The following is a 20,097-nucleotide window of genomic DNA, read 5'->3' on the forward strand; positions in this document are numbered from 1 at the left end:
AAGTACAAATCCCCCTGCGATCAGACATAATGGACGTTTTATTGTTGATTTCCTCCTGTTTCAGATTCCTTTTCTTCTACTTCATTCTCCGCGTTATAATCCAGATTCCGCTCAAATAGCTGATTTAGGGAAATAGAGTCCCGAAACACAAATTCCTGGGAGCCATTTACCGTGATCTGCACTTTGTTTATACTTGTAACAGCAGCAAGAGAATTGACAATGGAGTATATAGGTATATACTCTTTTACCTCCAGAGTATTATTTAAAAAAGTGGAATCAAAATTAATATAACAGACATTTTCATTCACGGAAACATTTAATAGCTTTGTTTCTTTTGGTAGTGTAGGATTCATTCCCTGACGACTTGGACCTGCAATGAGCTGTTCTATAATGAGCTTTTCCAAAGAGGTGTTGACGTTATGGACCACATCTCTTGTTTCCCTTACCAGCTTCTCCCCTGCCCCATCTGAGAAATACAATACAAGCTCTGTCTTCTCATAGGAGTTTACATTACTGATGTTATCAATAAAATCGGAATTCGCCATAGGCCTTACCGGACTTCCTGCACTATCCATAAGGGGCTGTTCTGCCGTATAGACTGCTACATAGTCCACACCTTTTACCTGGGTTAAGGTCCGAACCAGAGAAGCTCTGCATAATATCTCTCTAGTACTATTCATCATAGAATAATTGTTATCAAAATACAGATAGAGAACCTTATCCTCCAGCTTGTATTTTTCAAATCCAACCTTATCAGGCACTGCTGCCTGACGATCCAAATCCTTTGGCACAGTCTTAAGCTGATCCATCAGTCGAATGATCTCCCAGTCGATCTGAGTCTCATCACGATCAGACGTCTTCTCGGGCATTGTATAATCTTGAGGATCAAGCCTTGTCATAGCCGAATTTAAATAATAAATCTTATATACATTACCAGTTGGTGTTTCTCCTCCCAATTTACTTCTTCCTTTGCAGCCTGTCAGGCTAAGAAGGCAGACCAGGAGGATTAAAAATATAATTCTTTGTTTCCTCATATGACTCCTCCTGTTTCTATGAGATATAGGTAAGAGGAATTCGCACCGTAAAGGTAGTTCCCTCTCCTTCTTTGCTTTGAAGTTTCAGGGCTCCCTGGTGCATCAGTATTATCTTCTTTGTGATGGATAGGCCAAGACCAGTACCGCCGGTTTCTCTGGATCTCGCTTTGTCTACCCGGTAGAAACGCTCAAATACATGTTCCTGAAATTCTTCCGGAATACCAATACCAGAATCAGCCACCTTTACATAGAAAAACTTGTGATCTGCGTCCAAGGTTACACGAACCCAGCCACTCTCCATGTTATACTTAATGGCATTCTCTACGAGGTTACTCAGTGCAAGGGATAACTTCATCTCATCGACATCGGCAGTCACCTCTCGGATGCTCTCAAAGATCAGTTCCACATTGCGCTTTCCAGCTATGGGCCGTAATCTCTTTAAAATCAACTCCAAAAGTCCGTTGATGTTGACCTGCGCTATATTTAAGCTACCACCAGAGGTTTTATCCATCCGAACCAAGGCCAATAAATCGTCGATTATCTTGCTCTCCCGCTCGATTTCCACAGAGATATCACTCATAAATTCTCGGTAAAGCTCTACCGGAGCATCTTCCATTCCTGTAAGAGAATCAGCCAGTACGCGGATAGAGGTAATGGGTGTCTTAAGTTCATGGGAAACATTGGATACAAACTCTTCTCTTGATTTATCCACTGCTTTTAATTTCTTTAAGGTCTGATTAATGGAATCCGTAATCGCCATAGTTTCTTTATAGGCTCGAGAACTGATTGGTTCATCCATATCACCTTCAGAAGCACGGTTTAACAGGCGTTGTAACTCCTGAAACGGCTTCATAATCAGCTTTGCGAGCAGAACTACTATGATGGCGAGAATCGATACAATCATCACGTTTAATAGGGATCCTTTTTCCGATACCTGGGCGACCCGGTTTAGAAGATCTTCTGCGGAAGCGGTTACGATCATCACACCGTCGATCTCTTTATCCTGACTATTGGAATAGATTGGGATGGTCAAAGCAGAATAACGCTTTTCAGAATTGTATTTATTACTATTTTCCCCGCCAAAACACTTAATCACTTCTTCGGAAACATTAATCTTGCCAATGGATAAAGAAAAGGTATCACTGATGATACGAAAACTTCGGTTCACAATTACAATTCTTCCATTAAACATATCTGCTTTCACAGACATCTCATTGTCCAGGAGAGGATCCCTTGGCTCAGACGTCAAATAACCGCTGCGGGTCATCTTATTGCTTAAAATCCAGCATTGGTTTTGAATATCCTGCATCCTGGAATCAATTAAATTCTGCTTATAAGAACCAAGCATAACCGGACTCTGGATAAAGACAGGTATGCTTCCAATCAATAAAAAGGCTATGATAAGGGTAGCCCGCAGGCTTATGGTGCGATTTATTTTTAAAATCTTATCCAGAAACATCGTCCCATTCCTCCTACATAATCTCTTGTCATAGTTCTAGCTTTTTCGTACAGGTAATGGCTAGAGCACCTGGTCCAATGTGACAGGATATGCTTAAGGATAGATGATCCACGTAAATCTCACCTGTCTCTGGGAATATCTCTTTCAGCTCCTGTTTAAATTCCAACGCAGCAGCCTCATTATTGGAATGTACCACAGATATGTTCGTATGTATTCCTTTGGGATCTCCAAAGCGCTCTTCCATATCCTTTTTAGCAGCAGTAATCATCATGGTTTTTGCTTGTTTGGTGGTTCTTGCTTTAGCAAAAGCATCCAGCTTTTCTCCCTGAATCGTAAGAACTGGCTTGATTCGAAGGAAGGAACCTAAAAGAGCAGCCGCCGGTGTGATTCTACCACCCTTTTTTAAGTATTCTAAGGTATCCAATGTAATATAGATAGTAGAATCCATCTTGGTCTCTTCTAACTTTTCTTTAATCGCACTGCCACTCATACCGGCATCTGCCATTCTTTTTGCTTCCAGGGCAGACTCTCTTAATGTTACGGAGATACGCTGGTTATTGACTACGAATACTTTCCCAGCATAATCCTCTGCAAGCACTAGGGCCGTCTGGCAGGAGCTGCTTAATCCGCTGGACATCGGAATGTGAACCACTTGATCGTATTCTTCCAAAAGCTTATTCCAGGCATCCATAAGGTCTGCAGGAGATGGCTGAGAGGTGGAAATGTCCACTCCCTCCTCTAATTTTTTATAAAATTCTTTTTGAGTTAGAGTAATATCTTCAAAAAATGTTTCTCCACCCATCATAAAAGGCATTGGTATCACATAAATTCCAGCTTCCTTGCCCTGCAATTGGGTAATTCCACTGTTGCTGTCCGTTAAAATCGCTACTTTCATTTCCGTTCTCCTTTATTTCTCTAACTCAACTTCCTTCTCTGTTTCCCTTACAGAGGTATAAAGCTGATAATACATTCCTTGCTTTGAAAGAAGCTCCTCATGACTGCCTTCTTCTACGATCCTGCTTTCAGACAGAACCAAAATTCGGTCAGCATTCTGTATGGTTGTAAGACGATGGGCAATGGTAAGTGTGGTTCGTCCCTCTGACAATCGATCCAGGGACTTGGATACCAGATACTCGCTTTCATTATCCAGGGCGGAGGTCGCTTCATCTAATATCAGTACTGGTGGATTTTTAAGAAATACTCTGGCGATACTGACCCGCTGTTTTTGACCACCGGATAATTTCACGCCTCGTTCTCCCACATAAGTTTCATAGCCCTCTTTTAGTCCCATAATAAACTCATGAGCTCCTGCCAGCTTTGCTGCCTCATATACAGCCTCTTTGGAGGCACCTGGATGACCATATTCAATATTTTCAAAAACAGTGCCGGAAAATAGATATACATCCTGCTGGACAACACCTACTGCATTTCTTAAACTGTCTAGTGTAACTGTTTTTATATCCTGTCCGTCAAGAAGAATGTTTCCTTCTGTTGGATCATAAAACCGGGGAAGTAGATTGCATAATGTAGTTTTTCCTCCACCAGAGGGGCCTACTAAAGCTACTTTCTCTCCAGGCCTGATGGAAAGATTAATATGGCTTAAGACCGCATTGTGATCATCAGGATATTCAAAAGAAACATCCTTAAATTCAATGCTGCCCTTTACCTCATCAAGATGAGTCGCACCTTCTTCGTCAAAGATATCGACATCTGCATCCATGAGTTCCATAAAACGTTCAATTCCTGTCATACCTCTTTGGAACTGTTCTGCAAACTCAATGATTCTACGAATGGTAGAAAGAAGAGTAAATACATAAAGGGTATATGCTACCAAATCTCCTGGCTCAATCAGCCCTTTGATCATGAAGATTCCACCTGCTACGATAACTACCACATACATCAGTCCGTCGAACATGCGGATGGTATTTTGAAAAGCAGCCATGTATTTGTAGGCTTTCCTTTTGATGTTAAGGAACTCCATATTGTCCTGAGTGAACTTCTCAATCTCTATCTGTTCGTTGGCAAATGCACGTACCACACGGTTACCAAGAAGACTGTCTTCAATCCTTGAATTCAATTCCCCGATGTGATTTCTCTGTTGCTTAAATGCACGTTTTACCTGAAGGTTAAAGTATATGCAAGAAACTCCCATCACCGGAATCAAACAGAAAATAATTAAAGTCAGAGGCAGATTGATCCTAGATAAAATAATAAAGGAAACCACAGTCTTTAAAAATGCAATGAAAAACTCTTCCGGACAATGGTGAGAAAATTCCGTCACTTCAAACAAATCACTGGTGATCCTTGACATGATTTGCCCAACTTTGGTGTTGTTAAAATAGTTATCAGAAAGCTTCTGTAAATGAGAAAAGGCATCCTGCCTCATATCAGTCTCAATGGCGGCTCCCATGACATGTCCCGTATAAGCCATATAAAAACTAGCAATTCCGTCAATGATTCTGAGCGCAAAATAAAACAAACCCATACTTACAATGGTGTTCACTGATAAAGAAGCCACATCCTTAAGTCCCTGATTCGTTACATAACGTAGAATCAAGGGTAAAACCATCTCACAAATTGTTGTTAGTGACGCACAGAACAAGTCCATGATCATCACTTTGGTGTATTTTTTATAGTAAGGCACAAAGCGTTTTAGCAATACGCCTGTCTTCATCTCTTTTTCTTTCATATAATCCTCTACTCTGTAATTCTTATGCTTTTAATTAGGTCCAAAGCCCAGTCCTTTTCTCCGGGCCCTCTGCTTATAATGTTTATATTCATGCGCTGTTCTTTGTAAATCACTTGGGCTGATACCCCATAAAGAACCTCATTTATTTTACTCTCTGGTTCATAAAAAGCAACACGTGCCTTGGCATCTCCCACAGGAAATTCCATGATTTCTTCCACAATCCCCTGCTCAAACCACTGCTTTTTAAATTCTGCTTCTCGTCCCTTAAAGAGAGCAGCATAAATGTAATAATCATGTCCCCCATACAAGTCGCCATCGTAATAGTGATCCATGATCCCATAATCTGCTTCATCATATAAGAAGTTTCCCGGTATTCCAAAGCTCATGCTTCCAATCTTTCTGTATACCAGGTGTTTTCTGCAACCAATGCAATCCTCAGATAAGAGCACGGTCGCTAAAAGATCAACTGGTTTATGATTGTGAAGGTTGCATACCTCTAGATATTCCTTCCTGGGAAATGGAATCTTATCATCCATAGAAATCGCTGTCTCTAATAGGTCAATGATTTCTTTATTAATGTTTTTATCTTGACGACTTCGCTCTGATGGCATGAAATAGCAAAACTGGTTTAACAATACGAGGGCGCTGTTTCGATAGAACCAGGCATCTTTTTCCACCTCGTTCCACACAAAAAAGTCTCTGGCAAACGCCACGCTCATACCAGAATTCGTCATTCCCTTTAGTTCCTTAAATGAAAATGCACGGATATGAGTAATCAGCTTTTCTTCCTGCCGCATTGGTATGTAATAGATGGCAGGCCAGCAAAACATATATTCCTCACTTTGATTCCATTTAGATACAAGATCCACAAGATCTGAAAACCACTGATAGAAATATTTCTGCCGCATAGCCAGAAAATCTCTTTTCACATAAAAACCCGTCCGGTCCTCTACTTTTAGCTTAAGCTTTTCTATCTCTGCAAGGCGCTCCAGGAATTCAATAACCGCAACATGAAAACCTGGTCCTGCTATATTGGTTTGGCTTTCCCCCTGTAGCTTATTCTTATTCCATTGAAACCAGATATAACCTTCCGGGCAGAGCTGTACCAGCAAAAAGCCTTCAATCCTGTAACAATGGTACCCCATTTCCTTTACCAGACTTTTCGTCATTCGCTCGGCATTCTGGAGATTCCAGACTACTCCAGAAAATATTTTTTTCTTTGGCTCCAAAGAAAATCTGATACGAATACTCATCTGAAACCCTTCCTAACATATCTTTATCTATTCTATCGTATTTCCGTTAGAAATGGAAGCCCAAAACTAATTTGGACAAATATAAATTTCCGGACAGTGAAAGGAGGGCCGTCCAGATTTTCCCTGGAAGGCCCTCTTTTTACATATAAATTATTTAACAAGCAATGATTTTCCTGTCATTTCCACTGGTTGCTTCATACCCAAAAGCTCAATAAGAGTAGGAGCAATATCTGCAAGGCTTCCGCCTTCTCTTAGCTTATAGGAAGGGTCTGCATTCACCAAGATGAATGGAACTGGATTAGTCGTATGAGCCGTAAATGGTTCTCCTGTTACATAATCCATTAACTGCTCTGCATTTCCATGGTCCGCACAGATAAATAATACGCCGCCAGTTTCCTTAATGGCATCAACGGTTTCTCCCACACAAGCATCAACGGTTTCAATTGCCTTAATGGCAGCAGCCTCAATTCCTGTATGACCAACCATATCTGGGTTAGCGAAATTTACGATAATTACATCGTATTTACCTGATCGAATGGCTCCGGTAAGCTTCTCACTTACAATGGAAGCGCTCATCTCTGGCTGTAAATCATAGGTTGCAACCTTTGGAGAAGGTACCAGAAGCCGATCTTCACCTACATTAGGTTCTTCCACGCCACCATTAAAGAAGAAGGTTACATGAGCATATTTCTCTGTCTCAGCAATTCTTGCCTGAGTCATGTTATTATTTGCAAGAAATTCACCAAAGGTATTTGTAATGGAGTCTTTCTTAAATGCTACCAGTTTATTGTTAATGGTCTCATCGTAATTGGTGAAGCAAACAAAGGTAAGATCAAGACGCTTCTCTCTCTCAAATCCCTTAAATTCATCATCACAGAAAGCTCTTGTCATCTCTCTTGCTCGGTCAGGACGGAAATTAAAGAAAATTACCGAATCATGGTCTGATACCACAGCTACCGGCTTTCCTCCTTCTGTTACGACTAGAGGCTCCACAAACTCATCATTGACGCCCTTATCATAAGAGGCCTGAATCCCAGCTACTGCTGATTCTGCATGATTTCCTTCTCCCTTTGTCAGAGCATTGTAGGCACGTTCCACACGGTCCCATCTGTTATCACGGTCCATGGCGTAATAACGACCTGCCACAGATGCCACTTTTCCAACGCCCAACTCCTTCATCTTCGCTTCTAGAGCTTCTACAAAACCTTTTCCAGAAGCAGGAGGAGTATCACGTCCATCTAAGAAACAGTGTACATAAACTTTCTCAAGTCCGCTTCTCTTTGCTAACTCAAGTAAACCATAAATATGGGTAATATGGCTATGAACGCCGCCATCTGAAACCAATCCCCACATATGAAGAGCTGAGTGATTCTTTTTGCAGTTTTCAACTGCCTGTAAAAATGCAGGTACTTCAAAGAAATCTCCATCTCCTATGGATTTGGTTATTCTAGTCAACTCCTGATATACCACGCGTCCTGCGCCCATATTTAAATGTCCTACTTCTGAATTTCCCATCTGTCCTTCAGGAAGTCCTACGGAAAGACCGCTGGCATTTCCTTTTACATAAGGACACTGGCTCATCAACTGGTCCATAATGGGTGTTCTTGCTTCGCAGACAGCATTGTGGTCACAATTATCATTTAATCCATAACCATCAAGTATCATTAATACAACTGGCTTTTTGCTCATAACTAGTTTCTCCTTTTCATTATGCTATATTAATCGGAATGAAAAATTGTTGTAGGTAACCGAAACGTGTATCAAGATAAAAACTGCCGACTCATGGTTACATGATAAGGAGTCGGCAGCATTCTTTATTTGTTATAATTAACAATGGAACCAAACTCTGGCTTTAAGGAAGCTCCTCCTACTAAACCACCATCAATGTCTGGCTGAGCAAACAGTTCTGGTGCACTTGCTGCAGATACAGATCCGCCGTACTGAATACGGATTGCAGCAGCAGTTGCTTGATCATAAATCTCACCGATGCAAACACGGATTGCACTGCATACTTCCTGTGCCTGTTCTGTGGTTGCTACCTTACCTGTGCCAATGGCCCAGATTGGTTCATAAGCGATGACAGATTCTTTTGCCTGATCGGCCGTAACATTTAAGAATGCAATCTTAATCTGCTGACGGATCCAGTCAAGTGTAATGCCCTGTTCTCTCTGAGTTAAGGACTCTCCACAGCATACGATTGGTGTAATGCCGTATTCAAAAGCCTTTAATACCTTCTTATTCACATCTTCATCTGATTCAGCAAAATATTCTCTACGCTCAGAATGGCCGATTACCACGTATTTTACTCCTGCATCCTTTAACATGGCTGGAGAAGTCTCACCGGTATAAGCGCCCTTATCCTCATAATACATGTTTTCTGCACCAATATTGATATTGGACCCCTTAGCAGCTTCCATGGCCGGAATAATATCAATTGCTGGTACACAGAAAATAACATCTACCTCATCATTTGCTACTAAAGGCTTTAATGTATTTACAAGCTCAACCGCCTCGGTTGGCGTCATATTCATCTTCCAGTTTCCTGCTATGATTTTTTTTCTTGACATACGATTACCCTTCCTTTATCTACACTCAAAGCCCGGACGCTCACCGCCCGGGCCGGTATTTGTTCTTATTTATTGTCAGCTGCTGCAACGCCTGGAAGTTCTTTTCCTTCTAGGAACTCTAAGGAAGCACCGCCACCTGTAGAGATATGAGTCATCTTGTCAGCAAATCCAAGTCTCTTCACTGCATTGACTGAATCACCACCGCCAATAACGGTAGTTGCATCAGTAAGAGCTGCAACGGAACGACATACTTCTAAGGTTCCTTCTGCAAAATTAGAGAATTCAAAAACCCCCATTGGTCCGTTCCATACAACGGTCTTTGCGTCTGATAATGCTTCCTTAAAAATCTCGATTGTCTTAGGTCCGATATCAAAACCTGACCAACCTACATCGATTGATTCAACAACTTTTCTTTCTGTATCGTTGGAGAATTCTTTTCCTTCTACATTATCAACTGGAAGAAGAAGTTTAACGCCTTTTTCTTTCGCTTTCTCAATCATCTCTAATGCATAATCAAGCTTATCTTCTTCACATAAAGAATTACCAATTTCTCTGCCCTGAGCTTTTTCAAAGGTATAAGCCATGCCGCCACCGATGATTAAAGTATCAACCTTATCAAGAAGGTTATTGATTACATTGATCTTATCAGAAACCTTAGCTCCACCAAGAATTGCAACGAAAGGACGTACTGGATTCTCAACTGTTTCACCTAAGAATTTGATTTCTTTTTCCATTAAGTATCCAACCACGTTAACAGTTGTATACTTTGTAACGCCTACATTGGAGCAGTGAGCTCTGTGAGCGGTACCAAAGGCGTCATTTACGAAAATGCCATCGCTTAAAGCAGCAAGCTCTTTTGCATAGACTTCTGCACTCTCGTCCTTGCCGTATTTTGTCTCCTCAACTCTGTAACGGGTATTCTGAAGTAAAAGAACTTCGCCATCTTTTAATTCAGAAGCAACCTTCTGTGTCTCAGCTCCTGTTACCTGTGGATCATTTACAAATTTAACAGTAACACCAAGTCTCTCGCTTAATGCAGGTGCCACTGGCTCTAAAGACAATTCAGGAAGAGGCTCACCCTTTGGTTTTCCTAAATGGGAACAAAGAATGACTCTTGCGCCTAAATCTAATAATTTTTTAATGGTAGGAATTGCTCCGTCAATACGGTTAAAGTTCTGAATCACTCCATCTTTTAATGGTACATTAAAATCGCAACGAACTAAAACTTTCTTTCCCTGTAATCCAGATAAATCGTCTACTGTCTTTTTACTAAGCATGCTAATAATGCTCCTTTCCAATATGTGTATACAATATAATTAATAAAAAATAAAAAGGGCCCGGTCCTCAACGACCGGACCCTTCTTGGATCATTAGCCTAATTCAGCAAAGTACTTAATTGTACGAACCATCTGGCTTGTATATGAATTTTCGTTATCATACCAAGAAACAACCTGTACCTGATATAAATCATCGCCAATCTTTGATACCATTGTCTGAGTTGCATCAAACAGGGAACCATATCTTGTACCGATAACATCAGAAGATACAATCTCATCTTCGTTGTAGCCGAAGGACTCGCTTGCTGCTGCCTTCATAGCTGCATTGATGCTGTTCTTTGTTACATCAGTGCCCTTAACAACTGCTACTAAGATAGTAGTTGAGCCTGTTGGAACTGGAACTCGCTGAGCGGAACCGATTAACTTGCCGTTTAATGCAGGAATAACTAAACCGATTGCTTTTGCTGCACCAGTAGAGTTAGGTACGATATTAGCAGCGCCTGCTCTAGCTCTTCTTAAATCACCTTTTCTGTGAGGTCCGTCAAGGATCATCTGATCGCCAGTGTATGCATGAATGGTGCTCATGATACCAGACTGGATTGGTGCTAAATCATTAAGAGCCTTAGCCATAGGTGCTAAGCAGTTTGTGGTACAAGAAGCTGCGGAGATGATTTTGTCATCTGCAGTTAATACATTCTCATTAACACTGAAAACTACAGTTGGAAGATCGTCGCCTGCTGGAGCAGAGATAACTACTTTCTTAGCGCCTGCATCGATATGAGCCTGTGACTGAGCTTTTGAGCAGTAGAAACCAGTACACTCTAAAACTACATCTACACCTACTTTACCCCAAGGAAGGTTTGCAGCATCTTTCTCAGCGTAAATTTTAATGTTCTTTCCATCAACAGTGATAGAATCTTCAGAAGCTTCAACCGTGTGAACGTTCTCGCCGTAGTATCCAGCGTATCCGCCCTGTGCAGTATCATATTTTAATAAATGAGCTAACATCTTTGGATCTGTTAAATCGTTAATTGCTACTACTTCATAGCCTTCTGCTCCAAACATCTGTCTGAAAGCAAGACGACCAATACGTCCGAAACCATTAATTGCTACTTTTACTGCCATAATTCAATTCCTCCTAAGAATAAAATTGATGTGATTGTTAAATATTAATCAACTACCTTTTATTCTACCTAATAACCCAATAAATAGCAAGTCCTTTTTTTATTTTTATCTTTTCCCAGAATCGTATTTACGATGTCTGTTAGGTCCTGCAAGACCTCTGTAAAAAGACAATTTATTAGGATAAATAAAGGGTAAATTCTTTCATTATACGTATCTTATTCTATTATAAATATGCTTATCTAAATTATACATATTATTTTAAAAACATATATTTTTTACGTTTCTTTATTTAATTATCAATTCCAATGCTTTTTGCGTTATTTGTAAACTTTTGTATTAATTTTGGTAGAACCCCGGATTCTATGCGTTGATTTTCTCATCTTAATTGATTATAATGAACTTACTTTTGAAAGGAGACCTTCATGCTGCCAGATTATCATTTTCATACCATTTTTTCAGGAGACTCCGATACACCGGTGAGGGAGCAGTTAGACCAGGCCATCCTACTTGGAATGAAATCCCTTTGTGTCACAGATCACCATGACTTTGATGTGGATTCTCCCATTGATTTTAATTTGAATTTAGACCGGTATTTTGAAACCATGATTGGGTTAAGAGAAGAATATAAGAACAGACTAGATCTTCGCATAGGAATTGAACTTGGACTTCAAACTCATCTGGAAGAATATTTTAAAGACCTGGAGTCAGCCTATCCTTTGGATTTTGTGATCGGTTCCACGCATTTTGTTGATGGCAAGGATGCCGCATATTCTGAATTTTTCCAAGGCAGAACGGAGGAAGAAGCATATCTTCACTATTTCCAGGTCACACTAGATAATGTAAAGAACGTAAGCACTTATGATGTTGCTGGTCATTTGGATTATATCGTCCGATATGGTCCAAACAAAGCAGATTTCTATAATTACCACACATACCAGGATATTATAGATGAAATTCTAAAAGCCATCATTGAAAAAGGCAAAGGAATTGAGTGCAATACGGCCGGGTTCCGAAAAGGAATTCATCAGTCTAATCCAGGTCAGGAAGTTTTAAAACGTTATAAGGAACTAGGCGGAGAAATCATCACCATTGGTTCTGATGCCCACGTCTCGAAGGATCTTGGTGCAGACTTTATAAAAGCAAAAGAACTGTTACGTTTGGTTGGATTTGACTATTATACGGAATTTAAAGAACGAAGGCCAGAATTTAAGCCTTTATAAACATAAGAAATACAGAATTGGAGAAAATTATGAATGTATTTGACATCGTAGGCCCTGTTATGATAGGTCCTTCCAGCTCACATACTGCTGGGGCTTCCAGAATTGGGAAAACTGCCGCTATGCTTTTGGGTGCCCCTGTTGCAAAAGCAGACATCCTCTTTCATGGCTCCTTTGCAAAAACATATCGGGGACACGGCACAGATAAAGCCATTGTTGGTGGCATCTTGAAATTAGACCCTTGGGATCCTGGTATTAGAACTAGCATTGAGACTGCAAAGGAAATGGGCATTGAAATTATCTTTCGAACCGGAACCATTGAAAATGCTCATCCGAATTCAGCCCTTATTACGTTGACCTCCCAAAAGGGAAAGACCATTTCCGTACAAGGTGCTTCCATTGGGGGCGGTAACATCGTCATCACCAAAGTAAACGACATGGAAGTTTATTTCACAGGGCAAAAGACCACTTTGATCGTTATGCACCAGGATGTACCTGGAATCATTGCCCATGTTACAGGTCTGGTGGCAGCAGGAAATGCAAACATCTGCAACTTCCGCTTAAACAGAGAAGAAAAAGGAGGTCTGGCTATCATGACCCTTGAAATGGATTCTGATTTTGATGCATCTTTTATCAGCCAGATTAAGGCCATTCCTTTTGTATATAATACCATCTTATTAAAATTAAACTGATCCCTATCTATATCAGCATCCATAGGAAAACAGTCATCTAGGAGAAACTCATGAAACTTAAATATAATTCTGTGGAAGAACTGGTAAACGCCGCTCTCTCTTCCAATCAAAAGATATCACAAATCGTTCTTACGGAACAGGCGGAAGATATGGAACTTACTGAGGAAGCAGTCTATGCGACCATGGAAAGAAGCTTTGATGTTATGAGGCAGTCTGTGGAAAATGGAATGGAGAAAGATCTTCGCTCCCCCAGCGGTTTATCCGGTGGCGCAGCCGCAAAGTTAAAGCAAGCAGTGGATGAAGGTCGCAACCATTATGGCCATCTTCTAGGCAATGCCATCAGCATGGCTCTCGCGGTTACCGAATATAACTCCTGTATGGGACAGATTGTGGCTGCACCAACGGCAGGTTCTTGCGGTGTCATTCCTGCTGCGCTGATTTCTGTTTTAGAAGAATACAATCTTCCAAAAAAAGAGATCGTCATGTCACTGTTTACGGCCTCTGCCATCGGCATGGTCATTGCTAAGGTCGCAAGCATCGCTGGAGCCGAGGGAGGTTGTCAAGCGGAGGTAGGCTCTGCATCTGCCATGGCAGCTGCAGCTCTTACTGAAATATTTGACGGTACTCCAGAAATGATATCTGATAGCTGTGCCATCGCTTTAAAAAACACCATGGGACTGGTCTGTGACCCAGTTGCCGGTCTAGTAGAAGTCCCCTGTATCAAGCGAAATGCCATGGGAGTTGCCAACGCCTTTACCGCTTCCGAGTTAGCTCTGGCTGGTATTAAAAGTGTTATCCCCGCAGATGAAGTTATCGTAGCTATGAAGAAGGTGGGGGATCAGATGTCTCCTTCCCTTAGGGAAACTGCAGAAGGGGGTCTCGCGGCCACGCCTACAGGATGCAGACTCTGCAAAAAAATCTTCGGATAGTCAGATACATGTACAGATAGAAAAGCCTGCTGGAATCAGGAGCTTTTAGATGCTCCTAAGCCAGCAGGCTTTATTGTTTATTTATTCTATTACTGTTCCAATTTCTTTTTGTAAATCTCTATTACCTTCTTCATGGCCTCTTGTCCTGGCGCACCAATGGTCATTCTTTTTTCTACACAGGTTTTTAAGCTGATGGCTTCAAAAATATCCTGTTCAAATACCGGACTGATTGCCTTATATTCTTCTAGAGTCATATCATCAAGTGCAATTCCCTTTTCAATACAGAACAGAACCAATTGCCCAACGACTCCATGAGCGTCTCTAAAAGCGACACCGTGATTTACCAAATAATCTGCTGCATCAGTAGCATTGGTAAAGCCATTCTTTGCACTTGCCTCCATCACATCCTTACGGAAGGACATGGAAGAAATCATGCCTGTAAAGAGAGCCAGACAGCCTTTTACCGTATCAATGGCATCAAAAGTAAGTTCCTTATCTTCCTGCATATCCTTATTATAAGCAAGAGGAATTCCCTTCATGGTAGTGAGCATGGAAACAAGCGCTCCATACACCCTTCCTGCCTTACCGCGAATCAGCTCAGCAATGTCTGGATTCTTCTTCTGAGGCATAATACTACTGCCCGTGCTGTAGGAATCATCAATCTCTACGAACCGGTATTCATTGGTGTTCCAGATGATAATCTCCTCACAAAATCTGCTTAAATGCATGGCAATGGTAGACAAAGCACTTAAGAGTTCAATGAGATAGTCTCTGTCAGCTACAGAATCCATACTATTTAAGGTAGGACCTGCAAAACCAAGAAGCGTTGCCGTGTATTCTCGGTCTAAGGGATAGGTCGTTCCAGCAAGCGCACCAGAGCCTAAAGGACAGTAGTTCATCCTGTTTCTGATATCAGATAGACGGGAGAAATCTCTGTCAAACATCTCAAAGTAAGCGCCGATATGGTGGGCAAGCGTAATTGGCTGAGCCTTCTGCAAATGGGTAAATCCAGGCATATAAGTATCGATATGCTCCTCCATTACCTTTATAAGTTCTGTTAAAAGTCCTTTTACCAGACCAGATAATTCATCGATCTCGTCTCTTGTATAAAGCTTCATATCAAGGGCTACCTGATCATTTCGGCTGCGTCCAGTATGAAGGCGCTTTCCAGCTTCTCCAATCCGTTCTGTCAAAACAGCCTCAACAAAAGAATGAATATCTTCATGCTCTGCTGTAATTTCAAGAATTCCATTTTCAAGGTCTTCCCGTATTCCCAAAAGTCCGTTTACAATGGCATCCTTGTCTTCTTCTGTAAGGATTCCCTGCTTTGCAAGCATTTTCACGTGAGCCATGCTGCCTTCAATATCCTGATGATAGAATTTCTGGTCAAAGGATATGGATGCGTTAAAGTTGTGTACCAGCTGGTTGGTTTCTTTTGTGAAGCGTCCGCCCCATAATTTCATAATCAAATCTCCTCTTTTCGCTGTTAGTTAATCGAATGTACCCGCATCGGTTGTTTTTTCTTTCTTCCTAAGGAGATGCCTGCAATTACAAGAAGAATCAGGATACTTCCTAATGTAATGCCTCCGCCAAGTTTTAGACCTTGAGGCATGTATTCTAGTTTAATCTCATGCGCACCTTCCGTCATGTGCACACTTAAAAAGGTATCAAATACTTTATAAGATTCCACTTTCTTACCGTCTACATAGATGGTCCAGCCTTTGTCATATGGAATGCTTAGGAACAAAAGACCTGCTCGATTGGCATCCACAGTACCCTTAATCTGGGTATCCGACCATTTGGTAAGCTTTAAGGAATTTTTACTTAAGATATCAGAAACAGACTTAAGTCCGTCTGGGTTAAAACGATAGGCAACTGCAATCAGATCTTGCTCATTGTCTTCGTTGTTAATGGTGACCTTATCACCTGCCTTAGCAGTTCCAAGCTCCAGTAAATATCCCCGGCTTACGTTATCAAAGCTTTTTGACCTTTCACCGATAAATGCATTTACCTTTTCCACTTTCTTATTGCTCACATAGACGTAATAATCTCCCTCGTCCTGAGCCGTAAAGGAAAAACTGGTTCCCTTAATCTCGCTGGGCACTTCGGTCAGTACCGGACTGGCACCTAGCACTACGGAAAGATCATTTTGTACTTCTGCTGGATTGGTAAGATTCAACTGCCAGTTATTCTCCACGTCATAAGGTACCATAAATCCCAAAGACATGGCATAGGTATTCTGTCGCAGGTACATATCTTCTTCGTTAGAAACTGGAGTCGAGATCGTGTCACTAGCCTCTGTTTCATCTTGGTAAAGAGCATATTTCACTGCAAAAAGAGCATCCACTAGAGGTGTACTTCCTGTAATGCTATAAGCATTGGTAGAACTTTCACATCCAAGCTTTTTAAAGAACTTAGAAAGGTCCGCATTGGCTGTGGAGGAAAACAGGGATACCGTTGGAAAGTTGAGCCATGCCCCATCATTCTTGGTCTTACGGTTCACCTTTTCTACCCGGTAAAAGGAGTCGTTTGGCATCAGACTGGAAGTCAATTTAGTTGCTGACTCGTTATCTTTTACATAACTGGTCCGGCTGGTAGTCGTCACACTGGTTACAGTTGTATTTACCGCGGCTTCTAAAGCCACAACTCCAAGTGCAACCAAAACCAATACATTTTTATTAATTCCCTTTTGATAGAGGTTAATTAGCCCCGCATAAGCCCCAAGGAATAAAAGAGCCACATAAAAGATAGAAAAGTGATAAGCATCGTCAGTTATCAATTTCTGAGCCAATAATACAAAGATTACAGAAGCAAAAAATGCCATCACTACGTGTTTCCACTTGGTCTCATAAAGATGGATATATGCATGGTAGCACACCATCAGCATAATGAAAATATAAATAAAGGATTGTCTGCATGGAAGGCTGTTTGGATAATGAAAGCCATGCCATATAAAATTCAAAATATTAAAGGAAAAGCTTGCATAGAAAAAGAGAATCAAGGAACACATAACAATCTTTTCTTTTTTACCAATCTTTGAGCTGACCAGATATAACAGGAAAAACATTAAAACCGCAACTCCGCAGTATATATTAGGCCAATGATCCAGTCCAATCTCCGTTTCTACCGCTGGCAGATGTCTGGCGATCATATCAAATATGGAGAAATAAGAACTTATGGTCTGAGGAAAATTCAAATCACTGGAAGCAGTCATCTGAAGCGCATATATCTCTGGCAGCAGGACAACCGCAGAAAGACCTCCAGCCAAAAGCGAAAACAGGGCAAAATGACCTGTATTTATAAAGATGTTCTTCCATGGGCGTTTTCCCTCTAAGATAAGAAGAACTACAAAATAAAAGACCATAAAAATACATATCATAATCGATATGTAATAATTCGATATAATAGATAACCCTAGTGTTATACAATATAGAAAGCATCTTCTTTCTTTTACCAGTCTCTCAAGTCCCAGCATGATCAATGGGAACAACAGAATGCAATCCAGCCACATGATATTCCAGCTATAAGCCGCCATATAACCAGACAGGGCATAGAAGATACCAAAGAATGCAATTCCAAAATCATTGGTTTTAAAATGTTTTCTCAAATACCAAGAAAAGCTTAATCCAGATAGACCGATTTTAAACACGATCATATAGGTCATAAACTCAATGACGGAATCTTTGGGACAGAAAATCAACAGCCAGTTTAAAGGGCTTGCCAAGTAATAAGAATAAAGGGCAGCGAAATTCACTCCCATTCCAATATTCCAGCTATATAAAAGGCTTCCCCCATGGGTTAGCTTGTACTGAAACTCAGAAAAAAACGGTGCATACTGGTGATACATATCCGTCCGTAAAAAGCTTTCTTCTCCAAATGGAAAAATTCCTCTCTGGGCAAATATAATAACCATAATAACCATAGGCACAAAAAAAGCTGCTAACAATCCATCAGCAGGCCGCACTAAGGAAGCTCCTTTCGCCCCTTTTTCATGGAATGCAGATCGTTTTTTTAAGAAACGGCCTCTTCGTTCTGGAAAAACGGCTTCATCTTCCTTTGGCGTTTCTTCTATTATAATATCTTCTTCAATGTCCTCTTCTTCGTATAAATCATCTAAAGTCATCTCAGGTTCTTCCATATCAGGAAGCTCTTCTTCACCATCATAGAGCTCCTCCATCCCTTCCACAGGAACGATTAAATGGATCTTTGGAGGTTCCATAAAATCCGGTTCTATCTTTTGTTTCATCGCGTTAATATCGTTCTCTTTCAAACCTGTTTCCCCTGCTGTATCTTTATTTTCGTCTGATGTTATCTTTAGCATATCCTCTAGTTCTTTTGATATCTTCTCAATTTCGTCATCATGCTCCATTTCATTTACCTCTCTTTACAGGGGTTTTTCCTCACTTTTTCGGAATATGAAAAGTTTGCTGAATACATAGTTTGCTACCACTACGACTACGGACACCAGTACTTTACTTACATACTCACCCATATTGAGCCAGGAAACCATAATCACCATTAGAACCAATTCCATCACGCCTGACACTACTCTGCATGCGGTAAAGGATATCACTTCCTTTATCAAGTAGCCCAAATGCATGTTATAGCTTTGAAAAACAAAAATTTTATTGACTACATAGGCAAACAGAACCGATACTACCCAGGCTGCTGCTGTTGCGATGCGATAATCTATGCCGGTCTTTACCATCGAACCATAGAATACCCAGTTCACGAGGGTTGTCAAAACTCCAAATATCAAATAAGAAATGACTTCACGGCTCATGAGCTTACGCCATATTTTTTTTAACATTTCTTTTTCTCCTGTAAATTTACATTTCCTCTATTGTATTATAAGGAAGAAAAAATGTAAAGGGTATCTAAGGCTTGACTTCCAGAAACTCTTTGGCTCCATCTGAGTAGTAAACCTCATAATCATCGGTGATAAATATCCCATAAACACCATCTAAGGAATTGATTAATTTAAGTCCTCCCTCAAGTCCCTGGGAAAAACATGCCGTTGTAAGACCATCTGCATCACCGGAGATTTTAGTTATGATAGTGACGGATACAAGTCCATTATGAAAGGGGTAACCTGTCTTAGGATCCAAAAGGTGATGATAATTAACTCCATCCTTGATAAAATGGCGTTCATATACACCAGAGGAAACCACAGACATATCCTTTATATTAAGCGTCTCTATGGTCTCATTCCGATCTGCGAAGGGCTTTTGAAGACCGACTTTAAATGGTGTCCCATCTGGCTTTTCTCCGACACAAAGCACATTACCACCTAAATTAATAATTGCACTTTTTACCCCCTGTTCCAAAAGATAATCCTTTAGCCGATCTGCAATATACCCTTTGGCAATGGCACCAAAATCAAGAGTGGTATCCGGAGATAAAAAGGTAAGACTGTTTTCTTCCAGCTTTAAATTCCTGTAATCCACCTTTTTTACATCCTTTTTAATTTCTTCTTCCGAAGGAATGACAGGATTTTGAGATGTAAAGTTCCATAAGGAAGATAAAGGTTCAATTGTGATGTCAAATCCGCCATTTGACAGTTTAGAGAGATACTCTGCCCTGGTAATAAGATTCTTTAAATCATCCGATACTGTCATTGTCTGCTGATTCGATGGTCTGTGATTTAACTTATAAACCTCACTGCCTTCTAAGGTCTTGCTTAAGATGTTTTCATAAGAGCGGCATAATTCCAGACAACCCTCTAATATTTTAGGATCATCTTTATCGTAGATTGTCACTGTAACATAGGTATTTAACAGAAACCCAGATTTAGAAATAGGTTCTATCTTTCGATTGCATCCGGAAAGTACCAAAGCCGCCATCACTGCTATAAA

The 20,097-nt window shown here is 40.7% G+C and carries 16 protein-coding genes; 3 read left to right on the forward strand and 13 right to left on the reverse strand.

What is annotated here, in order from left to right; genetic code table 11:
• Positions 1–38 precede the first annotated feature (38 nt).
• From BET01_RS09490 to gap, 9 genes are all read right to left on the reverse strand, one after another.
• Complete coding sequence (locus tag BET01_RS09490) at positions 39–1,034, reverse strand: GerMN domain-containing protein (protein WP_120196564.1); 996 nt, start codon at positions 1,032–1,034, stop codon at positions 39–41.
• Positions 1,035–1,050: 16 nt separating this feature from the next.
• On the reverse strand, positions 1,051–2,493 hold the full coding sequence (locus BET01_RS09495) for a sensor histidine kinase (protein ID WP_120196565.1): 1,443 nt from the start codon (positions 2,491–2,493) through the stop codon (positions 1,051–1,053).
• A 28-nt stretch (positions 2,494–2,521) separates the two neighbouring features.
• Complete coding sequence (locus BET01_RS09500) at positions 2,522–3,388, reverse strand: DegV family protein (RefSeq protein WP_120196566.1); 867 nt, start codon at positions 3,386–3,388, stop codon at positions 2,522–2,524.
• A gap of 12 nt (positions 3,389–3,400) precedes the next feature.
• The gene (locus tag BET01_RS09505; protein WP_120196567.1) at positions 3,401–5,182 is read right to left on the reverse strand and encodes an ABC transporter ATP-binding protein; all 1,782 of its coding nucleotides are present in this window, start codon (positions 5,180–5,182) and stop codon (positions 3,401–3,403) included.
• An 8-nt stretch (positions 5,183–5,190) separates the two neighbouring features.
• On the reverse strand, positions 5,191–6,435 hold the full coding sequence (locus BET01_RS09510; protein ID WP_120196568.1) for a hypothetical protein: 1,245 nt from the start codon (positions 6,433–6,435) through the stop codon (positions 5,191–5,193).
• A gap of 150 nt (positions 6,436–6,585) precedes the next feature.
• Positions 6,586–8,124, reverse strand: a complete 1,539-nt coding sequence (gene gpmI / locus BET01_RS09515; RefSeq protein WP_120196569.1) for a 2,3-bisphosphoglycerate-independent phosphoglycerate mutase — start codon at positions 8,122–8,124, stop codon at positions 6,586–6,588.
• 125 nt (positions 8,125–8,249) lie between these two features.
• Positions 8,250–9,002: a triose-phosphate isomerase gene (gene tpiA / locus BET01_RS09520; RefSeq protein WP_120196570.1), complete on the reverse strand. Its 753-nt coding sequence runs from the start codon at positions 9,000–9,002 to the stop codon at positions 8,250–8,252.
• Between the two features lie 65 nt (positions 9,003–9,067).
• On the reverse strand, positions 9,068–10,279 hold the full coding sequence (locus BET01_RS09525; protein ID WP_120196571.1) for a phosphoglycerate kinase: 1,212 nt from the start codon (positions 10,277–10,279) through the stop codon (positions 9,068–9,070).
• A gap of 93 nt (positions 10,280–10,372) precedes the next feature.
• The gene (gene gap, locus BET01_RS09530; RefSeq protein ID WP_120196572.1) at positions 10,373–11,404 is read right to left on the reverse strand and encodes a type I glyceraldehyde-3-phosphate dehydrogenase; all 1,032 of its coding nucleotides are present in this window, start codon (positions 11,402–11,404) and stop codon (positions 10,373–10,375) included.
• A 422-nt stretch (positions 11,405–11,826) separates the two neighbouring features.
• On the opposite strand from gap, the gene BET01_RS09535 reads away from it, so the two are divergent.
• The 3 genes from BET01_RS09535 to sdaAA are packed head-to-tail and all read left to right on the forward strand — an operon-like array spanning position 11,827 to position 14,242.
• Positions 11,827–12,624, forward strand: a complete 798-nt coding sequence (locus BET01_RS09535) for a histidinol-phosphatase HisJ family protein (RefSeq protein ID WP_120196573.1) — start codon at positions 11,827–11,829, stop codon at positions 12,622–12,624.
• A 29-nt stretch (positions 12,625–12,653) separates the two neighbouring features.
• On the forward strand, positions 12,654–13,313 hold the full coding sequence (sdaAB, locus tag BET01_RS09540; protein ID WP_120196574.1) for an L-serine ammonia-lyase, iron-sulfur-dependent subunit beta: 660 nt from the start codon (positions 12,654–12,656) through the stop codon (positions 13,311–13,313).
• Between the two features lie 50 nt (positions 13,314–13,363).
• Positions 13,364–14,242 (forward strand): L-serine ammonia-lyase, iron-sulfur-dependent, subunit alpha, encoded by an 879-nt coding sequence (gene sdaAA / locus BET01_RS09545; protein ID WP_120196575.1) that lies wholly within the window; start codon positions 13,364–13,366, stop codon positions 14,240–14,242.
• 89 nt (positions 14,243–14,331) lie between these two features.
• Here sdaAA and argH read toward each other — a convergent pair whose 3' ends face one another.
• From argH to BET01_RS09565, 4 genes are all read right to left on the reverse strand, one after another.
• A complete protein-coding gene (gene argH, locus BET01_RS09550) occupies positions 14,332–15,705 on the reverse strand; it encodes an argininosuccinate lyase (protein WP_120196576.1) in 1,374 nt (457 codons plus the stop codon).
• A gap of 23 nt (positions 15,706–15,728) precedes the next feature.
• Positions 15,729–18,611, reverse strand: a complete 2,883-nt coding sequence (locus BET01_RS09555; protein ID WP_120196577.1) for a YfhO family protein — start codon at positions 18,609–18,611, stop codon at positions 15,729–15,731.
• 15 nt (positions 18,612–18,626) lie between these two features.
• Complete coding sequence (locus tag BET01_RS09560) at positions 18,627–19,052, reverse strand: GtrA family protein (protein ID WP_120196578.1); 426 nt, start codon at positions 19,050–19,052, stop codon at positions 18,627–18,629.
• Positions 19,053–19,119: 67 nt separating this feature from the next.
• On the reverse strand, positions 19,120–20,085 hold the full coding sequence (locus tag BET01_RS09565; protein ID WP_408610161.1) for an FAD:protein FMN transferase: 966 nt from the start codon (positions 20,083–20,085) through the stop codon (positions 19,120–19,122).
• Positions 20,086–20,097: the final 12 nt, after the last annotated feature.

This window comes from Lacrimispora algidixylanolytica (assembly GCF_003609635.1).
In the GTDB taxonomy this organism is placed as follows: Bacteria; Bacillota; Clostridia; order Lachnospirales; family Lachnospiraceae; genus Lacrimispora; species Lacrimispora algidixylanolytica.

What these genes read in the sequence shown, in the direction of transcription:
- sdaAB (WP_120196574.1), top strand. Translation starts at nt 12,654, where the DNA reads ATGAATGTATTTGACATCGTAGGCCCTGTTATGATAGGTCCTTCCAGC.
- BET01_RS09535 (WP_120196573.1), top strand. Translation starts at nt 11,827, where the DNA reads ATGCTGCCAGATTATCATTTTCATACCATTTTTTCAGGAGACTCCGAT.
- BET01_RS09500 (WP_120196566.1), bottom strand. Translation starts at nt 3,388, where the DNA reads ATGAAAGTAGCGATTTTAACGGACAGCAACAGTGGAATTACCCAATTG.
- BET01_RS09495 (WP_120196565.1), bottom strand. Translation starts at nt 2,493, where the DNA reads ATGTTTCTGGATAAGATTTTAAAAATAAATCGCACCATAAGCCTGCGG.
- gap (WP_120196572.1), bottom strand. Translation starts at nt 11,404, where the DNA reads ATGGCAGTAAAAGTAGCAATTAATGGTTTCGGACGTATTGGTCGTCTT.
- tpiA (WP_120196570.1), bottom strand. Translation starts at nt 9,002, where the DNA reads ATGTCAAGAAAAAAAATCATAGCAGGAAACTGGAAGATGAATATGACG.
- BET01_RS09505 (WP_120196567.1), bottom strand. Translation starts at nt 5,182, where the DNA reads ATGAAAGAAAAAGAGATGAAGACAGGCGTATTGCTAAAACGCTTTGTG.
- BET01_RS09555 (WP_120196577.1), bottom strand. Translation starts at nt 18,611, where the DNA reads ATGGAGCATGATGACGAAATTGAGAAGATATCAAAAGAACTAGAGGAT.
- BET01_RS09565 (WP_408610161.1), bottom strand. Translation starts at nt 20,085, where the DNA reads ATGGCGGCTTTGGTACTTTCCGGATGCAATCGAAAGATAGAACCTATT.
- BET01_RS09510 (WP_120196568.1), bottom strand. Translation starts at nt 6,435, where the DNA reads ATGAGTATTCGTATCAGATTTTCTTTGGAGCCAAAGAAAAAAATATTT.
- gpmI (WP_120196569.1), bottom strand. Translation starts at nt 8,124, where the DNA reads ATGAGCAAAAAGCCAGTTGTATTAATGATACTTGATGGTTATGGATTA.
- BET01_RS09490 (WP_120196564.1), bottom strand. Translation starts at nt 1,034, where the DNA reads ATGAGGAAACAAAGAATTATATTTTTAATCCTCCTGGTCTGCCTTCTT.
- argH (WP_120196576.1), bottom strand. Translation starts at nt 15,705, where the DNA reads ATGAAATTATGGGGCGGACGCTTCACAAAAGAAACCAACCAGCTGGTA.
- sdaAA (WP_120196575.1), top strand. Translation starts at nt 13,364, where the DNA reads ATGAAACTTAAATATAATTCTGTGGAAGAACTGGTAAACGCCGCTCTC.
- BET01_RS09525 (WP_120196571.1), bottom strand. Translation starts at nt 10,279, where the DNA reads ATGCTTAGTAAAAAGACAGTAGACGATTTATCTGGATTACAGGGAAAG.
- BET01_RS09560 (WP_120196578.1), bottom strand. Translation starts at nt 19,052, where the DNA reads ATGTTAAAAAAAATATGGCGTAAGCTCATGAGCCGTGAAGTCATTTCT.